Raw genomic sequence first — 22,172 nt, forward strand, 5'->3', positions numbered from 1 at the left:
TTATAACAAAGCGATCAAGGTGATACGTTACACTCGGCAGTTTTCTTGCTTAGTGGGCGTACACCTTATTGCAGGCGTTACCCGACGTGGTTGAATTCTTTCCGTTGTCGCTGTGAATTGGTCAATTCCTGAGAAATCCGTATGCAGTAAGAATCGTTCGTCGTTCATAGCGGCTTCTTATTTCAAACGTTTCAATGACTTGTGTGAATGTTCGCTGGTAACCGCGCCAACTTCTTTATTTGGTTTTAACCATGGGTCGGCCGTGGCGGTTGATGCTCCGCGTACTCACCAGTTCTTAAATTTCTTAGCTATTGCCGCACCATCATCGAGGAATGCCGCTTTCAATATTGTGGTCGGTACGTTGGCATGGAAGTGGTTACATTTTGGTGGTTGCCGTAAGCAATAGAATTGTTGATGTTGTTCGCGGCTTTAGTTTAGGCTGCCTTGTTATCAATAGTGGCGAACGTTTCTGTTTTATCTTTTCTAGGTAAACCATAGTTCTAACATCATCGTAGCCGCTATTTTGTGGGTAAACACGCGGTAATTATCGTGGTTATAGTTTTGAATTTGTCTGCTTTGAGCTGGATGTTTGTCGCGCTGAATCAGCGCAGCTTTTAATTTCACTGCATCCTGGCAGGCAAGCTGCCTTAGCCAAGTCGAACGGCCGGGTAAAAAAGGCATTAAGGTGACGCCTTACACTCGGCGGTTTTGGTTTGAAGTGTAATTGTTTTTGTAAGTAATGCGCTGGCGCACCTTATGCCAACGTTATACGTTCGGAGTGCATTGTGAGTTTAGATGTAGAAGATATAGATCCTAGTTGTGAAAGATCTGGTGATAAAATGCACCGAGTTGTTCGTGCTTCTCTTGGTCTATTGCCTGTTGGAAGCGGAACTGCCGTAGAAATTTTTAATAGCCTGATTACTCCGCCAATTGAAGCCAGAAGAACTAAATGGATGATTGAAGTCACTGAAGCAATTCTTCACTTGGAAAATGAGGAGTCAATAAACTCAATTTTTGAAAGTGAAGAATTTATAAGTACTCTAACAACAGCAAGCAACGAAGCATTAAAAACACACGAAAAAGAAAAATTAAATGCATTGAAGGCTGCTATTGTTAACTCGGCATTGGGTCAGGCACCAGAGTTCTCAAAGAGATTTATGTTCTTACGATATATATCAGAATTTACTGTTTGGCATATAAAAATCTTGGTTCTATTTAATGATCCTAAAAAATGGGCTGACAAGAATAATAAAGCCCTACCGAAGCAAACTACAGGCTCTCGTAGTAAGTTAATAGAGCTTATGTTTCCTGAGTTAACTTCAGATAATGATTTTTATGAACTACTTTGGAATGATTTGTATGTGAGGTCTCTAGTTGATGTAGCTTCACCTATCAGGACTATGACTGGCGATGTGCTTCTTGAACCATGTACAACAGAGTCAGGAAGGAACTTTGTTAAATTCATCACCGAATCGAGTTAGAACGTATAACAAGTCATTTAAACGGACGTGTAACAGTTGGCTCGCGCTCGTTCCTCGCTAAGTTTAGCAAACTGTTTCACGCCGCTTAATGAGGTTACATGGACTCCCCCGATTGTCAACAACAGCGTCAGGTAATATAAGGTTTGGGACTGCCGCTCTACATTCGGTCTGTTTATTGGCATATTTGCCATGACCCTGATGAAACTACGCGGTTGCGGTTCCTCATTCGTTAGAAGGCATTTTTATTGCCCGCCTGCATATCAGGTTTTCCCGCAAATGGTCTTAACCATACATCATCATTAGCTATTGCAATGACCTGGTGAAGCTTGTTACTCCATTTTAAATATGATTCTACAACTGTTGTTTTTAATCGGTTCGTAGTCGGTATCGTGGCGGAGTAACGACCAGATAATTCGCGCATTCTTGGCTGCTAGTGCCACGGTCGCCCGTTTGAAGCCTCGTCGTTCAACGAGGCCTTTACACCAGAGGCTGAGCCTGTCGGTTTTGTCGCCGAGGTTGGCAATTACTGCCCGCGCGCCATGAACGAGCAGCGTTCGAAGGTACTTATCGCCTCGTTTAGTAATACGCCCTAGCTGAGGTTTACCACCAGTCGAGTATTGGGAAGGAACGAGGCCCAGCCAAGCAGCAAAGTAGCGGCCTTTATCGAACTGTTCACCCTTGCCGATACTGGCAATAACTGCCGTAGCCGTGATTGGGGCAATACCGGCTACTTTCATTATTTTCTTGGCATTATGGCTACGTGATACCAACATATTGAAGCAGTTCTCTTGATCTTCAATGCGCTGGTTGAGTGTTAAAAGATGGTCGTAACAATCGGCGATAATCGCTCTCGATAAATCAGGTAGTTGGTTTTCGGCATCTTCCAATGCTTCGGGTATTGCGCGTTGGAGAGCATGCCGACAGACAGGGGGGATGATACCGAATTCGGCGAGCATAGCTCGAACTTGATTGAGCAATCCAGTACGTTCATGAACCCAGCTCTCACGTGCTCGGTGAAGTAATAGTATGGCTTGTTGGTCTGCGGATTTGATTTTAATGCAGCGCGTTGAAGGACGGGGACAGCAACACAAATAGCAACGGCATCATTGAGGTCGTTTTTGGCGCCCGTTCTGAAAGGTGCAACATATTTGGCTGCCATAATTTTTGGCGTGTGACCGAGTTTAGTCAGTTCACGAGCCCAATAATGCGAAGTACCACAGGCCTCCATCCCGATGATAGCCGGTGGGATATTGGCAAAAGTGGTTAAAACTTTAGATCTCGTTATTGTTTTGTGGATCAATACCTTGCCTGTAGAATCTTCGCCGTGGATACTAAAGCTATGTTTGGCTAAATCAATGCCATAGAGTAATTGTGACATGGTGGCCTCCAAGGAATTTGGTCGTCAGACATTACCAAGTGTGGCAGAGCCTTATGAGGGGGAGTCCATGCCATTCGTTATGCGTACACTCGTGTGATACTGCCACTTTCAACCGCTTGATAAATAGCTGATGCAATGTTTTGCATATTGGCGCTTTAGCCGCTTTACTTAACCTTAGAAGATGTAGGTTTATCTATGAATATGATGTGATGCTTTTCATCTCATCTTAGTCAGAAAAATTTCTGGGGAGGTGATAAATGGCTGTATCTATACCTAAATGGGCTGCTGACGCAGCTATTGTAGTATTAATTTTCTCTGTAGGGGCTTATTCGGCAAGGGTTGAGTTTACAATTAAGGAGCTAAATAAACAAATTGAAGAACTTAAAACAAAATCAATTCCTGAGCTTGATAAAAAACTAGCTGTCCAAGAAGGTGCTATCTCTATTCATCATGGAAGTGACTGGTCGAAAAGAGTCGAAGACAATTCACTTTTGAAAGTTGTTGATCTTGAGAATAAGTTTAATAAAAGTGTATCTGAATTAGGTAATGATTTTAATACTAATTCAAAAAGCATTATAAATGTACAAATCGCTATAGAGGCTGCTCATTTATGGGCTAAACAACAGGACAAACGAATTAGAGATAAGCGTCTAGAGCAATTTAGAGCTCTTGCCGTTTATTCAACAGCTAAATCAAATGATACAATCGGTGTTTATATTAATAAACAGCACACTCGGGGCGGGGATTATAAGAAGGGAGATCATATAGTTCTCATAAATCCTTTGCCTCCTGGTTTACAAGTCGAAGTTATAGTAAAAGGGTTCTTAGATGATCCAGCTAGTTCTAATATTTTAGTGCAGTTAAATGAAAAGCTACTAGTTGATATTGGGTTAACCACAAGAGATGGTCAATATGAGTTATTTATTCAAAATGATTCTGATATATTGAGATGGAAAAAAATTGAAGATGTTTATAAGGAATTAATAGACAAGGAATCTACACGCATAACAAGGCAATCAAGGTGATGCGTTACACTCGGCAGTTTTGGTTTGAAGTTCGGTGTGCTTGGCTGGTTCAGTGTTGGCACACCTTATTGCTGGCGTTATAAGGCAAAATCAATATATGAAATATAAAGGTACTGAGCTCGAATCGATTCAGCTAAAGGCTGTTGTCGATTCTCTTGATGACATGGTTAATCATTCGCTTATGGAATTCTCCTCTTATGAGGGTTACACAGCTGTAACTGCCAAATCTTTGACCCACAAAGAATATTTCAACATCATGTTGGTTGATTTCTTGTCAAATCTAGATGGTGGAGTATTTGGACAATCAATATCATGTTTACGTGTTCTACGTAATGTATGTAAATCGCCATGTTTTAATATCAACAACTCAACTGAGCATTTAAAAGCTCCCGTTGACCAACTAAAGGATTGGTTGGAAGAAGTTGTAACAGTGGACGTATGGTTTCCGTCTGTTGGTATTGATGCTTGCTTTAAAGTTCGTCGGATAGATTTTATAAAAATCTGTGGGAATATCTGTAAACATGGGCTAGGTCGCTTAACGAAAACAGCGAGAGGTTTGCAGAAAATCTTTAAAGACAATGGTTTTCACATTGATGATGAGCAATCTCTGTTGGCATTAAGCGATTTTCACGAAAAGTTTCATGATGACATTTTAAGTTACCATTTGAGCCATATATCCGAGATGCTCAACAACATTCGATGGGGTATTCAAATGTACCTATTGCCAGAGTATGAGTCGAGTCATCATTGGGTTAATCGACTTGATGGTCAGTATGCTTACCATGTACCAAAAGAGATCAACAGTCAGTTCTCACAAAACTCATATTGGGAGCTAATGAACCTAGTTCGTAGACAGCCAAACGTAAAGCAGTTTAAGGCACGTAGGTTCGCTAGGATTCATTACTAAATTGCCTTATAATCGGGTAGCCGAGAGTCTTTAACCCTCCCCCCCACAACACCCTGCATGCGGATCCGCACAGGGCGTTTCACTTAGAATGGTGAAGCCTAATCCATCCATCACGTAGTTCAACCAACCCCTGAGATCTTAGGTAAGCATTGGATAATGCTTGCTGTATTCCTAGTGTCTTTGAACTTTGCCATGGGCTTTTACTGGTAATGCCACACGCAACGGTTGATTGAATACGAACGCCTCGATTCAACAGACTTTTCACCAGAATGCTGAATCGTATCACTACCGGTCGGCATGCGTGTATTCAAATGTGGCAAGGCTCCACCTTTTCTAGCTGTTCAGGCCTTCATCGTGTCCCATTAACTTTTTGCGTATTATTTTTAATTCTAAATAAAACAAGGAACTTGATTAGGCATCATTCTCAAGCTTCCTAATTAGCTCTTTCTTGTCTTCCTCGGAAAGCTTCTCAATTAAGCGTACTAATTTTGCTGAGTTGTCCGAATCACAAAAAAAGTAAGAGAGTGGAACTCCAAGTTCATCTGCTATACGGCGAAGGGTTGCAATATCGGGCATGTGTCTGCCTTTTTCGTAATGGTTCATACGCCCACTTGCAGAGCTTGGATCCATTCCCAAGCGAATCCCCAACTCTTTCTGACTGATACCAGCTGTCTTACGAGATTCTTTGAGTCGTATCGGCAAAGGGCTTTCTGTATGCATGAAAACGTCATTATATAAATCCTAGGTAACTTAGATTTTCTAAGTTTTTATCATTCAGGTATACTTAGCAATCCTAAGTATTGAGTTTGTGAACTGAATAACATACTCATGTGGAAATTTTTAAAGTCAAATACGTGAGTAAAAGTGATTGTGGAAAAGCAAGTCTTTAAAATTAATGAAAAAATGCATGCGCTATTGATTGTAAGCAAGATGGACGAATTCACTGTCCTTGAGTTGAGGGATGCTTACCTTAACCGCAATCGAAACGAAGTCTGCAAGATCGAAGCTCGTAAGTTTGTCTATCGGCAGATAACAAGATTGCTGCAAAAAGGGTTATTACTAAAACAAGAAGGAAATACAGTACGGAATGTGATTTATAAGAAAACTGATTTGTTTAATAAATCCACTATCGTGTTGTTAAACTTAAGTGAAGAGCAAAGCGCACCAAATGTTAGTGCTGTTATTTCATTTCTTCAAGCAGAATTGCAACAGTATCAGGTCGATTTATCATCGAGTATTGCCGAATCGGAAGAATATCAACGCCTGCATGAAAAACTGCCTGAATTGAAACCTCAGATCGAAATCTACTTTATGCAAGCACGTGAAAAATGTTCAAGGCTACTCGGGCAAGTTACTGCCATCGAGACAATTCTTACTGATTATAAGAAGGTGCGAGGGTGAAGCTAAGAAAATGGCAATCTGCTTGCGTTAAACAAGTACTACAGAAATATAATAATTACTTAAAACACTTCATGTGTTTAGCGACTCCTGCTGCGGGTAAGACCACAATGGCAGCTGAAGTAGCGTTGCAATTGATTAAGCAAGATAAAATAGATTTCGTCATATGTTTCTGTCCTACAAAAGAAGTAGAGCAGGGAATTCGCCGTACTTTTGAACGCCACCTAAACCGGAGTTTTAATGGTTCAATAGGAGCATTAGGTGGAGTGTATACTTATCAAAGTTTACTGACTCTCACATCAGAATTTTGGCAAATATTACGTGAGTATCGTGTATTAGTGATTTTTGATGAGCTTCATCATTGCGCTGGGGATCGTCTTGCGAATGCTAATGCCTGGGGAGCTCAAATATTGATTAATATCTGTGGCTACGCAACGTATACACTGGGGCTTTCAGGAACACCATGGCGGTCGGATCAACTACCTATAACACTAGGCAGATATCTTGAAGATAATAAAATTGAATGTGACTTCTCTTATGGTTTAAAAGAGGCTGTTGCAGATGCCGTTTGTCGTCAACCACGAATTGTACTGATTGATAATGATAGAATCACAGTTACATCAAGAAAAGAAGAAGCCAAAACATTTTTTAGCCTGACAGATGCCTTTTCTGGTTCTGATTTGGCTTATAAATCAATAATTTCTGAACAAGAAACGATGAAGTATATCCTTTCTCAAGGTATATCAAAATTATCTGAGTTACGACAACAAAATCCTGATGCAGGTGGTTTAATAGTGGCATCTTCGATTGAACATGCCATTGAATTGGCACAAATGCTTCAAAGCGATTTTGATCAAAGTACTGTAATGGTCTCACACCAAGACTCGATGCCGTCAGAGATCATTGATAGTTATAGAAAGCAAAATACAGAATGGATTGTAAGTGTAGGGATGATTTCAGAAGGCACTGATATTCCAAGGCTTCAGGTGTGTTGTTATTTAAGCCACGTAAGAACCGAAATGTACTATCGGCAAGTGCTAGGCAGAATTTTGCGAGTAAACACTTCAGCAAACCAAGAGGCATGGTTCTACACTTTCGCAGAAGCTAACTTGGTTAAGTATGCAAATAGAATTCAAAGCGACTTACCAGACACTCGTGTTATCTATGAGTTAGAAAATGAAGCAGCTAGCTATATTCATGGTGGTCAAATAGGGCAATCTCTGCCAAATGGCATTAGTGAACTATCACTAAGCTTTGACGGACGAACAAATACCAATCTGAATAACGATGCTAATTTAAATGAATTATACAAAGCGCCAGATTATCAATTGATTGGTCAATATCGACAGAAAGTAATATCACTCTTCAAGGTATAATTTTACATATATATTTAAAGCAATCGCTTGCAATCTAGGTGTGACTTACTTAAGTGTATGTTAAAAAGTGTGGAAATCCCATGTTATAAATTATTCGCAAGCGTGTTATCTCAATTAACTTAAAGAACTGACTAGCAGAACAAGTACTTTAAAGCGGTCTTTTCAACCGCGTCCTATTTAGCAGTCTTTACTTATTAACCCCAAGAGCCTTATAAACTGCATCTACAGGTCACTGTAGAAAAGCACTTGAAATTTAGTGAACGGTTTCAGGTGAAACTCATGGTTGTTGGTTTGTAGTACATTGAAAGCAAAATATGTGCTCATTTTAAAAGGCTAGTGTAATAGCCTTTATGTCTAATATACCCAGCACAATAAGAAAAAAGGCTACCGGAGTAGTCTTTATGAAAACTAGATATTAAGGCCAATGACACTGTTGCACACAATAATGATCACGGGATGCTCGCATCAGGCAAGGCAGAGAGAGCGCCACTGAGCTTATTTATAACAATTGAGGGGCAGCTGTCGTTCGCATCGCTAGTTGCATTGTTGTCATTATCATGGTCTAGGTTATGGTTATGTCACCACGGCGGACAAGCATGCAAAAATGCGAATAATCATGACTGTACACATAGACGAGATGTGGTGCTGCGGAGCCCCTCATATATGCATCAAATGCTTTAAACGTGCGATCTGGAAGCTCTGTTGGGTCAACGACTTTGTATTGAACATTATCAATCTCAAACTCATTGAGTTCAGGCAGCAACAAGTTAAATTCAACAGACATATAATCTCCTTGGTGTATTGGTTCATGGTTTCAGCGGAAGGCTTCCTTTCCTTCAATAAAAGACCGCTCATAGGCTGCCTTTATAATATGGCCGCTATGTTTAAAGCAAAGTGTTATAAATCAACTTAATCTGCAATGTTATATTTTTGTTCACAACTCATCCCTTACTATATTAAACCTGCGACCTACGATCGTTTTGATATCTCTTTTATCAATAATACTTTTAGGTATGTATCGCGCTTATTTATTGCGCTATCCCGCATAATCAAACGTTCAAATAACTTTCTGCTACCAACAAGTTCAATTTTAATTTCTGCCCGAGTTACGGCAGTATACAACCATGAGTTATCGACCATCCTCGCATTTACCAATGGAATAATTATACGCTTGAATTGAGATCCTTGAGCTTTATGTAAAGATACCGCATAAGCAACTCTGACGCTGTCGATCAAATCCATAGTAAGCGGGATTACTCTTTCTTCACCATCAATCTTTATATCAGCTACTGCAAATTCGCCTTCTGCCGAAACATCTGATCGCCCAGCAAGTACAACAGTCCCCATGGTTCCATTCCGAACACCTCTGTCATAATTGTTTTTAATAAAAATAACAGGATCGCCTTGTTTGATGTTGAGATGTCTTAGCTTACCTTGCTGCTCAAATTCAATTCGCTGTCCATCGTTATTACATAGGCTTTGACATAATTCATTTATAACATCGATACCACCATTTCCTGAATACTTCGCAGCAACAATATGACTATGAATGCTCTTTTGAGCATACAAGTCAGTGATTTTGGCATTGATATTATTTACCGCAACCTCATGAAAACGAATATTGCCAGAACGAAACAGAGGTATTTTTTTATCTCGTATCGCCTGAGAGAATTCAGGTATACCAGTCGAACCTTTTTGCCGTTTAACAATGTCGAGTGTAGTAGTTGGAATAATATCTATTACATCATGAAGTATCTTACCCGCGCCAATAGGGCAGAGCTGTGCTGGGTCACCAACAAGAATAAAGCGAGTCATTGGTGGGACATGCGTTACTAGCTTGAACATTGTAGGTAAATCAAGCATTGATGCTTCATCAATCACAAGTACAGTTCGGCTAGTCGAACAAATAGGATCTTGTTTTAAAAAGGCTGCAATAGTTTGAGCCGGAAAACCTGTTAGCTCAGTAATTCGTTGTGCAGCTCGACCAGATAAGGCCATAGGTTTTACTTCTGCACCGAGTGCTAGATAACACTCAAAAACCACTTTTAAAATAGTGGTTTTTCCAGTTCCAGCGCCTCCCGAAACCACTGAAGCACCTCGACTGAATGAGGTTGTAACGGCTTCTACTTGACGCTCTGTCATTGAGAATGGCAAATTATAGATCGTTTTAGATAAGGCTTCCTCGTAACTAGGAGTCCACGTTTCTCGCAACGATAAAGATGCAAGCCTTTTCGCAATGACGCATTCCATTGTCCATGCAGCCATACTGTGATAAATGCCATTTGAACTTACGAAAAATGAAAAGTTTGAATGCTCTAGTCTTAAAGCCTGCGCCGCAAGTTCCTCCCCCAATGTTTCTGATATAATTAGAAGTAAATTAGAATGATTTGAAATAGTATGCCCATCTAGCATTCGTTTTTTTTGTGCAAGTGCAACTACTGCCAACAATCGTTTCGGGCTATTATCTTTAAAACCAAACGACTGCTTTGCCACCTGATCTGCCTCATCAAAGGATAAACCGAAGCTCATTAATCTATAGGGGTCTTCCTCTATAGCCTGTATTGATTTTCCTTTGTGATGCTTAATTAGCTGCATTGCAATACCTGAGGGAATATCATACTTGTCAAACCAAGCAATATGCCTTAGATTTCTGTACTTATTCCAACCTTGAATAAGGCTTACAGCCCCCTTTAAACCAAGCCCTTTAGTCTCTAATAGCTCATTAATCGAGCCATTTTCTAAGATACTGTAAATACGTTTGCGAAACTTCATCCATAGCTTAAATGCTAATCTTTCACCAATACCTTCAAATGAATTATCATTTACAATCAACCCCATAAATGCATTTACATTTTTAGGTAAAATCATATTAAGCTTCGAAGCTGTAATATTGACTTCCGTTTGGGGAATGTTGTTTTTTACAACTGAACGATCAGTATAATGCCCAGTAACTTTCCAAATCTGCATGCGTTTTATAGGAAAAGGAATATGGCGCTTCGGGGCGTGAACTACGTAATACTTGAATACTGCAACATTTCTACCCTCATCATCAGCGGCCATAGCTCCAAAGACCACCTTGTCAGCATTCTCATACCAAACTGATGTTACTTTAAGGTTTATACTTGAATTAGCTGATTTCACCATGGCTGCTCTCCTTGCTCTGCGATTACCTCCCTCAATTCTTTCAGGTACTTATACTTATCGATCGATTTTTTAAGTGATTCTATTTCGGTTGCCTGCTCCGTGACTAGTCTTTCAAGTTGCCTTAATCGAGTGGTCTCGACCAATTGCTTATTTGCGCTTTGGTTATACTCTGTACTATCACTTTTCAATGCATTGTTTGTTTCTGTTGACGGAGATGATAGTAATGGTGGCAACCAATTCACTTCCTCGCTGCGCCACTTATCCTCGTAACGCTTCAGTAATGGCTCTAATTCAGGGTTCGAACCCCAGCAAGAACGAGAAAAGCCAGCCTCTAAAGCGATCTGCTTTTTATTGGGCCGATCTTGAGTGTTAAGGATAACGGGGATATCATGTTTCTTGAGTGTTGCGAGGTAGGCGTTGAGCTTATTTATGGACTGGCTAGCATCCCCTCGGCTATCGCGCTCAATTAACCCTTCCTGTTCACCATGAGACATTTACCACTCCTCATCTTGAACGAATTTAGGGGTAAACTCTGAATTGTAATCAGGGACGGACTCATCGAGCTGCGCAACCAAATGCTCAGGCAAAACGTTATCAACAGAGATATTCGTCATTTGTATTTGATGCACTATTTTAACCAATGCTTCCGTATTTATACGAAGTCGTTCTTTGAGTACATCATTTTCTTTTTTTAGCTTATCTCTTGCGGCTTTATAGCCCTCGACTGTTCGGCCAGCTTTAAATGATTCGTTGATATCCGCATCATCACAGCTCGCATCTAGCTGCTTATTTATATAGTGATCTATTAAATCGGTTCGATCTTTATGACTCAAGACACTTAGTCCTGAGGAAATGTAACCTTTCTTTGTTATCCGAGCGTGTACAGCCTTCTTAGAGATTGGCGATGATTCAAAACCTTCGTCGAGCATGAACTTAAGTTCAACTTCAATAGCATCATTCAGGTCTTTTCCTCTTAAAGGTTTGCTTGCACTTTTTTTTGCAACCATTATTTTTATCCTTTTTTGTTATCAATCAGTAATTGCTGCTCTGCAAACAAGTCAATCAGTGTTTTAGGTCTATCAATACTCGAGTGGACAGCATTACCATCTGGAAAAACTTGGATTCTAATGCGCTTATATTTTGCTAATTTAGCCTTTTCTAAAGCAATTTCGGTATTCGTCAGATTTTTTCTTAACTCATCAATATGCTCTACGTAGGCTGGCTCTGAGCCAAATTGGGACTCCGCTAGTTCTAAAGCTTGTCTTAGGTTTTGTGATAGTTTTACCAGATTCTCGTATTCACCTGCACGACCAGTCATAGCAAGGTTTGCACAACCACTACCTGAAACGCATTTAAGGCGGTGAGGGCAGCCGCCTCTTGCTAAATCACGCGTACATGAACCATTGAGAACAGGGTGTAGGTGCGGGTTGATAGCAATAAATTCCTTAGCTGCCTGTAGTCCTTCTCCAGTTTTAATTTCATTGTAGACATCCTGAATGTCGCCCACCAATTCGTTTGCATCCATTGCGGCAGACAGAAAGTCAACATTGAGTTGCTCGTTATCTAAAGAGTGCCAGTTGCGCTGTAAATTATGCTCAAGACTTTGCTCTGGAGAGTACTCCATCACGTTGTTTTGAAGAGTATGCTCTGAGGGCGAGGTAACAACGTCCATGCCAAACGCCGTCAAGATGTCGTTGTGATCCTGAGAATCAATGGTGTCAAGCAGCGAACTTTCTGGAATATAAAAATCATCAAGTTCTGGAAGAGAATCATTAACCACCATATCGTCGAAATCTGGTTCAGATTCTGGTAAATCTTTTTCTTCTAATAAGTTGGTTTCAAGTAAGTTGGTGTGTTGGTAACTTAAGTTTTGTGCAATGTCTGCACGTCCCATCATCATTGCCTGAAGGTGATCTGTTACCCCCGCAATCTCAAGGAATGTGTTGATGTTGTGCCTAGGTACATGGGTCGGGACTACGATAAAGCGACCGTCTTCCTCTCGACAGTCGTGACATTTAAAAATTGATTTCCTAGCGGCTTCTCCCTTACCGAGAAAACGCATAATGTCTTTTTGAATGACATTGGTAATTACATGCTTAAAACCCGCTTTCTGCGCAATATTCATTGAACCTGACGGGGCGATAAACAACAAATCTTCCAATTGTACAGTTTCTGCTTTCTGGCGAATGATTACGGAGACAGATAAAGGATCATCTTGTTCAGATTCATTACGAAGTGCATTTTCAAGATCTTGTCGGGCATAGGTTCTCACAACCCCTGATGTCCGAGGGGCTTTTTCTTCCCGTATAGGTAAGACACCTTTGTTTTTTAAGAACTTGTAAACGTAAACTTTCTTATCTCGAAAGTGGCGGCCTTCGGCTGCGTCTACCAGATGAGTCGCAATGTAATCAAGTGTAAGCTCATCACTCAGCCCTTCGGGTAGAAGTGTGCCGTCATCGCGTTCACGCATTAGCTTGACATGATTGCGATAAGGTTCAGTGATCTTAATTACATCGTCGATGGCATGCTTCAATACAGCATACGCCTTTGGTTCAATCCAATGTATACGAGCCTTGGAATTTTTTAGTGCTAGGTACTTTAAGCCGTAAGCCACCTTTAGTTCAGGAGGTTTAGATTTAGGTGCTTTTTTAGTTAACTCAGGGGCGTCCTTGGTTGGCTCAGAATCTTCTTCATTTAGCTCTAACTCTCGCTCAACTAGACAGTTAAGAGGTAGCATCATAGCCTCGGTACAACGAAAGCCTGTGCAAATCAGTGTGTCGAGGACTTTCATCCCCAAGCGCTGCATTTCATCGTCCACACTGTTGGTAAGAAATGCAATTTGAATAAACGCATGGAGGGAAATTTGCCTGTCAGTGTCACGATTAATATCATCTTTGAAACGTGACTCTTTTTCCGCCTCCATTTTATTTGCCTTACGTGCTGCGTTGGCCTTATTGGATGCTGGGCGTTTATTTTTATAGAGTAATGGACTGATCGTAACCCCATGTTGAATCATTAGATCTTGTACACATCCCAAAGTAGTCGCTTCATCAGCAAGATTAACCAGTTTCGCAACTTTTTCGTTATGCCTATCGACAGCTTCAAAAATATCGGTTGTCAAATGGGCTGGATGAGTTTGGGCCGTTTCTGTTACCAACATTGAATAGAGTCGCTTCATAGTCAGAGTAAACGCTTTTAATGCATCATGACCACAAGTACGGTTTCTATATTTTGCTACACACATCGCTCTGATAAAGTCTTGGAATTCAGGTTGGACTTCCCGTTTTGAAAGTCCCTTCATCCTCTGAATAACCGCAAAATTAAAACCAGCTGCTTTATTTGCTGTTACCAACCAGCCACCTTCATCTTTAGAACCCCACGCATCCGACTCCCAAGGCGTATTCGATTTATTCAGATATTCCTCGTAGTATGCACGCTGCTCTGCGATGAAAACGTCATGATTATTGTAAGCCCGTCTCATTGGTTATCCTCTTTGTGTAATTTACAACGTGCAATAACTGATTCAATCTCAAAGACTGTCTGCTCCGAAATATCGAGGACAGGGTTGCGCTTAATACACCCGGTGGATGCTGAAAGGTCATATGCTTGTTGAGCTTCTTTGTTCACGCATGTTAATACATGCTCATGATTACCATCAGAAAATGGGTCGAAATCAAAACAGCCGTAACAACTTCTAACAGGTGAGTAGGGGCAGGTTACTCCCGCCGAACAGCCTCCAATACCAGAACACAACTCACCGCCAACAACACCGAGTACTTTTTTCTTCTCCCAACGTTCTTCATTAACAATTGAACCTGTAAGAAGCATTCCGATCATATCGTTATAAGCATCGTTGCGACCCAGTGTTCTGGATTTAATCATGGCAAGCTCTGGTGTTGCTGAAATATAGTGACGAGCTACGACAAGATTGGAATGCCCCAGTACATATGCGATTTCTTCAGCTGTAGCGCCAGACATAGCCATCGAGTGTCCGACATTGTGTCTAAAATCGGTTGGGGTGAATACTGGCTGTTCGTAGTCCCCTGATAAAATTGCGTTCTGTGTATCCTTAGGAGCAAAGCGGAACATTTGTCGCTGAATAGCTTCACTAAAGAATTTAGTATATTTCATATCGCCTGTTTCAAAACCAAATATTTGTTGAGCCTTGCTACCCTTTAATTTATTCAACCTAGATTTCAACTCATTCAATAACAAGGCAATTTCTGATGGAAGCTGTATCATATATGGTTTCATTTCACCCCTACGCTTTTTTGCAAACGGTAGAGCAATTATGTAGAAGCTACTATTTGCTTTTTTGTGGAGATCAGAAGTAAGGACTTGAATTGCTTGTACTGGGCGACAACCTGTTGTGTAAAAAAATGCGAGAATGCATACATCACGAAGCTCATCGAAGGTCAGTGATTTCGCTTTGACCGAAGCTTGAATGAAGCCCTTTTGGAGCATGTTTCTTTCTGGCGCTTTGATGATAATTTCAGTGTCGTAATAGGCGGAAAAATTGTCACTATCAGGAGTAGGTAAGCGGCTTAGATTTTCAATCTGCGTTATGTCAAAATCAGGTACATTTTTTTCCATTAATAGTCGAACAAAGCGCTTGAAAGCATAGTAATCCTCCGTAGAAGCTTCCGATTCCGCCATTTGAGTCAACACCTGTTTTGCAGTATCAAGTGTCAACTCTGTTGCAAATACTTGCTTTGCTACTTCTAATCCTCTATTCGCATATTTTGGAGAGTTCTGCCGCAAAAATGACAAAGAAATGTTTTTTAAAATATTACTGAACTCAATATTTTTGATGTCTTTAAATTTTAAGCGTAACGAATTACCCGCATCATGAATTGACCATTCACTCTCCAACATATTTACCGAAGTCGTGCAGTGCACTGTTTTACCACCACCGATAATCGCCCTGCGTTCCAACTTGATATTTGAAGCGAATTGACGCTGTTCTTCGGTTAAGGTGCATTCAACCACCTCAACAACTTTATCGAACAATGAAAGTTGCTCATCCATTATTATTACATCCATTTAGATTTCATGTAGTAAGCCAGCAATCGATGATTTGATGCTGAGTCTTGTAAGAAACGTTTGCCATAGTGATCTGGCATACGGCTAGCATGAGACCAGCCCCCCTTAGAACGTAGAATCGACTTTGCACTCTCAACCGCCCCCCTGTGGTTATTAGGGTTACGCTTTTGAAAAATAGCAACTTGTTTGGCTAATTCAGCATTAGCCCATGTGTGCCGAAGCATGTGGGGAGTTAGAGTGGGGATAGCACCAGCGTAATTCTCCGTATCACACAGGGCAGGGAAGTGCTTTTTAATTACGTCATAAGCGTCTTTCAGGAACGAGAGTACGGAATGGTAGCTAATAGGCTGATCTCCACCACCTAAAAATAATCGACGGTGACGAGGACGCTGGGTTTTGCCTTTGTCAGTAAATCTAGCTTTTTCTATATATATGTGAATTAGTTTGTACAGGTCAGCAGGTAAAGGTACTTCTCTGGTTGCGTACTGATTCTTCAGTTCCGCCTCAACTGATGTCTCGAAGTCTTTATCATCAGCCACACGAACGTCTAGCGTATAACCATGTCCTGACACGTTTGGTCTAACCGAGTTAACCTCCAGCAACCTGACTTCACCTATGCGCAATCCCAGCCTTAACATCAACAGGCTCATAACATAATTACGGAGCTGAACATCAGAATCATCTCGGGGATTAAGTGTGTTGGGCTTCTGAGCAGTGCTAGGTCTAATAACTTGAATCAGGGCATTGACTTGAGATACGTCTAATGATTTGTACTGATCGTTATCCGCTGACCCAGATTTTTTTCTGGATACTGTCTTCATAGAGTTATCCAGCATTGTTTGCAGTTCTTTGATTTCGAAATCAAGACTTAAACGCAGGGACTGTGCATAACGTTGGATGTCCTGAATATCACCGTCCATTATTTTAGAACTGGCGTACCTAGAGATCAGATATTTCAGGAACAACCCGACATCTCGCAGTCTGGCTGACAATGTGCTGGGCAAAACGTTTAATGCTTCGATGGGTGTAGTTAGCTGAGCCACATTATCGAAATATATGCCGCCGTCCTTCATGAAATTTAGGAATGTGGGTATTTCTTCGATACATTGCTGAACGTTGTAATCGCTGTCTATAAAAGAGGCACAAAATGTTCGGCCATATTTTTGTTGCCAAAACGCATACCAAGACTGAATCGCTGTTGTGACCGCGCACTGGCGACTGAATGAGCGATGGGTGTTCTTTTCACAGAAAAATAGGAACGGTAAGTACACAGGCAATGCTGTTCGTGTATCGAACAGTATTCGTCGGTTCTTCCCATCCTCAAATTTTAACGTCTCACCAGCGTAGTACATTAAATCCATATTGAGCTTACAGATATTAGAGTGTTGTAATGCCTTATTATTGATCGGGCGCTGCGCCCGATCAATACATTTCTGAATTAGAATAGAGTATAAGTGTGGTAATATAACGATAAGATTGATTGAATAACTTAAGGGTTGATTTTAAGTGACTGTTAAAAAAGCTTTTTTATCATTGTCTGGCATCGCAACAAATCAAAGGTATGGTGAGACAAAAAGTTTGTTGTGTTACATTTCAGCAATCGATCTTCCTTCATATTTTTCAGTATCTAGTGCGCCGAAGGGTCTAGAGTTAGCATTTGCAGAAGTTGCTAAGGGAAAGAATGAAAAGCGTGTTACGGCGTTGGTTGATAGCATCAAAGCTGGCTTGGGTTCAAATAGAGTAGAACCATTTTTAACAATAACAGCTGCGATTTCTGGTAAGAGTAACTTTTCATACACCAGCAGAAATAATACCGGGAGAATTACATATTCCGCTAAGCATGCATTTATTGTTGATGGAATACTTCCTACAGTTGCTATTCTCCGCGTACTTGGCTTTAAAAAAGCATTTTCGAGAGGTTTCGAAAATTCTGAGTTAATGCATGAAAATAGTCAGGAACGGCAACAGTTAAGTAGCCTAATGATCCCTATAACGGTATTATTTGATGATGAAAAATCCTTATCAGAAATCGATGTCGCTAATTTATGTAAAAGTTTAAACCTTCACTCTTTTCAATTGCATTCAACGCTTCTAGATCGGGGAAATACGCAGTCACCACTCATTCAGTGTGTAGCTAAGCTTGCTGATGATCTGGCTTTTGATAGTTTAGGTGGAATGTCCAATAGCTCTAATCGAGTGACTAAATCAGACAGTTTTATCACTACCCAATCTACAATGATCAGATTGTTGCTCGGGGCGGTCGGCGGAGCTTCAATTCAGGCTTCAACTCAAATAGCCCAAAAATTAAGTAACAACACACCTATAGACTCTGAACTGCTAGAAAATGTTTATCCTTGTATAAAAGGGTTCTTAACTGCTTGGCTTGAAGGAGTAAAAGAAAAATTACGTCAAAACAGAGATGGCTTTTATTATTCCACACAAGTATGGCAAGCCCTTGGTCTGGTTATTTATCATCTTCTGTTCGTATCAAAGTCTAACGATATCAATCAGTTCGCCACAGCAGGACGTGTTTTAGGGGATCTTGACTATGCCCGAAATGCTTCGCATTGGGCTAATTGCAAAGCGATGACTAAAGATATCAATGGTGAGAATTACAAAAATGCAACCAAGGGAGGAAGAACCTTCCGAGAGGGAGTTGCTGAGTATTTTGTTTCAATTGTATGCTGAGGTTTAAAATCTAATGTCGAACTCTGGGTTACTTCTAATGGGGTGAGCAATCGAGTGTAACCAACACTATTTACAGCATCGTACACACATTAGCGCCAACCAATGAAAACAACTCGAACCATTACGCAGATATGGTCAGCAAGTGGACGGGTATTCCTAAGAAATGCCTTAAACGATTTGCAAGTAGCTAAAGTGCTGCAAGCCATGGCACGCATAAAAGTCGGGCACAATGGAAGATACTATGAACATCGGCTTATCAAAAAAAAGTACCAAAACAGGTTTGATTCTTCTCGCCAGTGCTATAGCAGGGTTGGTAACGGGTAACCAATAACTCGTTGATAGACTGTAACTGAATCAGGCGCACCGTTAATTGACCGTCATAAGTACTAGAAGAACATCCCGTCACGTCAGCCGTAGCCCCTTATAGTAATAATCTTTCGCGGTAATCTTTCCCGTGAAAGTACACATGCCATTTATCGTAAGATTGACGTTAGTATCAATTGTCCACGTTGAAGCATCAGCTTCGTTTGTGTGTGTTCCAACCAATTTGTTGAGCGGTAAACTATCGTGGAGACCACAAGTGAACGCCTTTGAGGTTTAATTCGTTGTTGTTCTGCGAAAGTAAAGATATTACCACTTGAAGCAGCAGCGATAACGTCATTCTTTAGGCTGGTATCTACAAGTATTACAGCGTCACTTGATTGATAAATACCGCTTAACTTTGGAGCTTCCTTTAGTACCGGTACTGCCGCTTGCTCATCAAATAAAACATATGTGCTAAGTTTGTCTGTCGGAATATATCTGTCGGAATATATCTGTCAATATATTCCGACATAGTTAATTCCCTAAGCACAAACAAAGTTGGTGCTTTGTAATACACAGATATTTTAAACTCTGCTGCAAACTGACCATTTGCAGCAGAGTTTAAAATAGATGTTTATTACCTATTTTATGGTAAATAACACAATACTGTTAAATTGCATAATGTGAACCAAGTGGTCGTTCTATTTTATGAGTATGAATGAGGTCTACGTTATAGTTTTACGACAAATTAGAGAAGGGACGTTATTCATAGGCGATTACCTCATTAAACATTTGATTTAAATGGGTTATATACCAATTCACAGCAACTTCCATGAACTAGATTCTCCTTCTACTTTATTTAACATAAGGTACATAATGCGTACTGACGGACACCAATCCCAAACGCCATGAATCCAGTAATACCAAGGCTTAGGCGCTCAAATCCTTGGCTACTTAACTTTGCCGTGATGTCCTGCCATATCTGCTGGGCTTTATGAGTCTTAGCTTTATCAGCCGCAAGAAAGATCAATGCTTCGTGCACATCAATGTTTGAATTTTCAGCTAGAAAAATCGCTTCATTATCAGTGAGTTGTCTAGCTCCACTTCTAACATTACTCATCTTCTGCTTACTGATACCCAAATCATGCGCAATTTGTTTGTCTTGCACGTAGTTTTTAGCTTCTTTATAGGCATCTAACAGTTGATTTGCATACATCGCATTACTCCTTTTTTTCCTAGTTTAGACCATTAGTATCCAAAAATCGTGTCTTGAGGTATCGATTCATCAGGACTACAGTATCCACAAATCGATACTCGCAAGGTTTAGATAGATGAATCACACGCCGTACTCAACCAAACAACAGTTAAGCAATCAGGCTTTTAACTACGCTCGTAGTCAATCGCTTAAGCTGACTGAAACAAAGACGTTACCTTGTCACGTTAAGTCTGGTTCAGTTCAAGTGATTATGCCTGAGTGTTATAACGTAGTTGCTTCAATCTTCACTGATGAGTTTGGTATCAATCCATTCTATGCCGCGCCCCAGCCTCACTTAGTCCCGTGTTTAGATGACAATTCACAGAAGACGTTTTGCACACCTGAAAAAAGTTGGGTTGTTCGCGCATTCGATGCGTGTAAGTCACACCGAGAATTTGCACCGGTGATGACGCGTGCCTTCATCAACATGACGAAAAAAATTGATTACCTTGAAGCCGTTCGTGCTGTTGAGTCAGCGAACGAACGTCTAACCAAAATGGAATTTCGTTATACCTCAACCGATGAAGAACTGTGTGAGTTTGCAAAAGCCAAGTCTGCACATGTCATGCGTAAGGTTGCCGCCATTGATGACACACAAGCGGCCTTTGCTGTTGCGCGTGACATTCTGGCTGATTACGGCTTGGCGTTTCGTCCTGAGCTGGTTGAACAAAAAGAAAAAGATAACGAACTACAAAGTTTACTTAACCGCGCAACCAATGAACTTTGGTGGCGTCGTGCTTTACGTCAACGCAGTGCGTTAGAAATCGAACGTGTTGCCCGTGATTTAACGATTGTCCATAAACATGGCCAGTCTTACTGCTCGAACTTTTCGCTCCAACGTCGTCGCGTTCGTGACCAAGACAACTTATCCATGATGCAAAACACCATTGCTTATGATGCTGAGGACGAATCGAACTGGTTCACGCTGAACGAACTGGCGGGAAAATCGATTTCTAATCCTGAAATTCGACGTGCTGAAATGTTTGTCCGTTTGAAGGGTTTCGAAAGTATTGCACAAGCGAATGATCATGTTGGGATGTTCTATACACCCACATGCCCTAGCCGCTTTCACTCTGTGGCAAGTAACAAGGTCAATCAGAAATGGTTAGATGCCGGGTGCCCGACAACCCAAAACGCACATGATTACATGACGTCGATGTTTGCTGATTTTCGCAAAGCGCTCGATAAAGCTGAGATTAAAGTGTACGGCTTACGTGTTGTTGAGCCTCATGCCGACGGTTGTCCTCACTGGCATCTGTTGTTCTTCATGGAAAAGCGTCATGAATCCACGGTGACAAGCCTCTTTAAAAAAGAAGCAATGAAGGATTCACCGAATGAAAAAGGCGCAAAGAAATACCGTTTCACATCTGAAAAAATCGATTGGTCAAAAGGCTCTGCGGTTGGCTACGTGGCTAAGTACCTGTCAAAGAATATCGATGGTAAACATATCGATTCTGACCGTTCAACCACGCTGGAAGGAACAGAAGCCGCTGAACGTGTTGTTACTTGGGCGCGTGTTAATCGCATTCGTCAGTTTCAATTTATTGGTGGTCCATCCGTTACCGTTTGGCGTGAACTTCGCCGAATTCGTCAAGATTTGAAAGAGGATGATGCTGTGTTTAACCGCCTTGATGAGGGTGAATGGCTCACTCTTGAAAATGTTCGTCGTGCTGCGGATTCTTCTGATTGGGAGGCTTTCTGCTTAGCGATGGGCGGTGTGTTCGTGCGTCGTAATGACCAAACCGTTAAGCCTGTTTATCAAGTGCCTACCATCATGGAAAAGCTGATAGATGAGTTTGGCGAAGAGCATACAACCACCCTAGCCTCTAAAACCCGCTACGGGGACGATGCCAACACACGTGTGATTGGTGTGGTCTTCAAAGCTGCCTATCTTGCGACGCGTGGCCGTCAATGGAAGACCGAAAACAAAGAAAAATTCCTTCGTGGCACCAAGCGCATCATGACGGGTGTTACTGACATCTTCGAGGTACTTGAACGCGAGGGAGAATACCAACGTATGGCTGATGAGCAATACGACCAGTACCAACAATATTTACAACGTGTCGATGAGCTTACGGCTTTTGCTTTTGATGAGTCGCAATGGCCTGCGTTCGTGGGCGCAGCCCATGACGTAGGTTATTTCGATTCATCCTTGGACTTGTGTCAATAACTGT

Annotated in this window: 17 protein-coding genes and 1 pseudogene; 8 read left to right on the plus strand and 10 right to left on the minus strand. The window is 41.1% G+C overall.

The genetic code is table 11. From position 1 onward, the window contains the following. Nucleotides 1-262 precede the first annotated feature (262 nt). Entirely contained in the window at nucleotides 263-406 is a 144-nt protein-coding gene (locus tag C9J48_RS27885; RefSeq protein WP_165481763.1) for a hypothetical protein, read from the plus strand. 379 nt (nucleotides 407-785) lie between these two features. Beyond that, on the plus strand, nucleotides 786-1,481 hold the full coding sequence (locus C9J48_RS10975) for a hypothetical protein (protein ID WP_006229762.1): 696 nt from the start codon (nucleotides 786-788) through the stop codon (nucleotides 1,479-1,481). Nucleotides 1,482-1,810: 329 nt separating this feature from the next. Here the strand turns inward: C9J48_RS10975 and C9J48_RS10980 are convergent. After that, nucleotides 1,811-2,859, minus strand: a pseudogene (locus C9J48_RS10980) (IS110 family RNA-guided transposase). A 257-nt stretch (nucleotides 2,860-3,116) separates the two neighbouring features. Here C9J48_RS10980 and C9J48_RS10985 point away from each other — a divergent pair. After that, nucleotides 3,117-3,884 (plus strand): hypothetical protein, encoded by a 768-nt coding sequence (locus C9J48_RS10985; RefSeq protein ID WP_006229765.1) that lies wholly within the window; start codon nucleotides 3,117-3,119, stop codon nucleotides 3,882-3,884. A 97-nt stretch (nucleotides 3,885-3,981) separates the two neighbouring features. Next, nucleotides 3,982-4,791, plus strand: a complete 810-nt coding sequence (locus C9J48_RS10990; protein WP_006229766.1) for a hypothetical protein — start codon at nucleotides 3,982-3,984, stop codon at nucleotides 4,789-4,791. Nucleotides 4,792-5,202: 411 nt separating this feature from the next. On the opposite strand, the gene C9J48_RS10995 is transcribed toward C9J48_RS10990, so the two are convergent. Further along, nucleotides 5,203-5,511 carry a helix-turn-helix domain-containing protein gene (locus C9J48_RS10995; RefSeq protein ID WP_006229768.1) on the minus strand — a complete coding sequence of 103 codons (309 nt, stop codon included), beginning with the start codon at nucleotides 5,509-5,511 and terminating at the stop codon, nucleotides 5,203-5,205. Nucleotides 5,512-5,661: 150 nt separating this feature from the next. Here C9J48_RS10995 and C9J48_RS11000 point away from each other — a divergent pair, with 150 nt between their 5' ends. Both C9J48_RS11000 and C9J48_RS11005 read left to right on the plus strand, forming a co-directional pair. After that, nucleotides 5,662-6,192 carry a VspR family transcription factor gene (locus tag C9J48_RS11000; protein ID WP_006229769.1) on the plus strand — a complete coding sequence of 177 codons (531 nt, stop codon included), beginning with the start codon at nucleotides 5,662-5,664 and terminating at the stop codon, nucleotides 6,190-6,192. Continuing rightward, the gene (locus C9J48_RS11005) at nucleotides 6,189-7,565 is read left to right on the plus strand and encodes a DEAD/DEAH box helicase (RefSeq protein ID WP_006229770.1); all 1,377 of its coding nucleotides are present in this window, start codon (nucleotides 6,189-6,191) and stop codon (nucleotides 7,563-7,565) included. Before C9J48_RS11000 ends, C9J48_RS11005 begins: the two co-directional genes overlap by 4 nt. Before the next feature lie 562 nt (nucleotides 7,566-8,127). Here C9J48_RS11005 and C9J48_RS11010 read toward each other — a convergent pair. From C9J48_RS11010 to C9J48_RS11040, 7 genes are all read right to left on the minus strand, one after another. Next, nucleotides 8,128-8,349, minus strand: coding sequence for a hypothetical protein (locus C9J48_RS11010; RefSeq protein ID WP_006229771.1), 222 nt, complete (start codon nucleotides 8,347-8,349; stop codon nucleotides 8,128-8,130). Nucleotides 8,350-8,534: 185 nt separating this feature from the next. Further along, nucleotides 8,535-10,709 carry an ATP-dependent DNA helicase gene (locus C9J48_RS11015; RefSeq protein ID WP_006229772.1) on the minus strand — a complete coding sequence of 725 codons (2,175 nt, stop codon included), beginning with the start codon at nucleotides 10,707-10,709 and terminating at the stop codon, nucleotides 8,535-8,537. Further along, the gene (locus tag C9J48_RS11020; RefSeq protein WP_006229773.1) at nucleotides 10,703-11,203 is read right to left on the minus strand and encodes a VPA1267 family protein; all 501 of its coding nucleotides are present in this window, start codon (nucleotides 11,201-11,203) and stop codon (nucleotides 10,703-10,705) included. Before C9J48_RS11020 ends, C9J48_RS11015 begins: the two co-directional genes overlap by 7 nt. Then, complete coding sequence (locus C9J48_RS11025) at nucleotides 11,204-11,716, minus strand: hypothetical protein (RefSeq protein ID WP_006229774.1); 513 nt, start codon at nucleotides 11,714-11,716, stop codon at nucleotides 11,204-11,206. A 5-nt stretch (nucleotides 11,717-11,721) separates the two neighbouring features. Next, nucleotides 11,722-14,190: a hypothetical protein gene (locus C9J48_RS11030; RefSeq protein WP_006229775.1), complete on the minus strand. Its 2,469-nt coding sequence runs from the start codon at nucleotides 14,188-14,190 to the stop codon at nucleotides 11,722-11,724. Further along, nucleotides 14,187-15,737: a site-specific integrase gene (locus tag C9J48_RS11035; protein WP_006229776.1), complete on the minus strand. Its 1,551-nt coding sequence runs from the start codon at nucleotides 15,735-15,737 to the stop codon at nucleotides 14,187-14,189. Before C9J48_RS11035 ends, C9J48_RS11030 begins: the two co-directional genes overlap by 4 nt. Nucleotides 15,738-15,742: 5 nt before the next feature. Further along, the gene (locus tag C9J48_RS11040; RefSeq protein WP_006229777.1) at nucleotides 15,743-17,113 is read right to left on the minus strand and encodes a tyrosine-type recombinase/integrase; all 1,371 of its coding nucleotides are present in this window, start codon (nucleotides 17,111-17,113) and stop codon (nucleotides 15,743-15,745) included. A gap of 145 nt (nucleotides 17,114-17,258) precedes the next feature. Here C9J48_RS11040 and C9J48_RS11045 point away from each other — a divergent pair, with 145 nt between their 5' ends. Further along, entirely contained in the window at nucleotides 17,259-18,440 is a 1,182-nt protein-coding gene (locus tag C9J48_RS11045; protein WP_006229778.1) for a hypothetical protein, read from the plus strand. A 1,162-nt stretch (nucleotides 18,441-19,602) separates the two neighbouring features. Here C9J48_RS11045 and C9J48_RS11050 read toward each other — a convergent pair. Further along, entirely contained in the window at nucleotides 19,603-19,959 is a 357-nt protein-coding gene (locus tag C9J48_RS11050; protein WP_006229780.1) for a DUF3693 domain-containing protein, read from the minus strand. 115 nt (nucleotides 19,960-20,074) lie between these two features. Between C9J48_RS11050 and C9J48_RS11055 the strand changes: the two genes are divergently transcribed. Next, entirely contained in the window at nucleotides 20,075-22,168 is a 2,094-nt protein-coding gene (locus C9J48_RS11055) for a replication endonuclease (RefSeq protein WP_258191558.1), read from the plus strand. Nucleotides 22,169-22,172: the final 4 nt, after the last annotated feature.

The organism is Photobacterium profundum, assembly GCF_003026285.1.
Classification (GTDB): domain Bacteria; phylum Pseudomonadota; class Gammaproteobacteria; order Enterobacterales; family Vibrionaceae; genus Photobacterium; species Photobacterium profundum.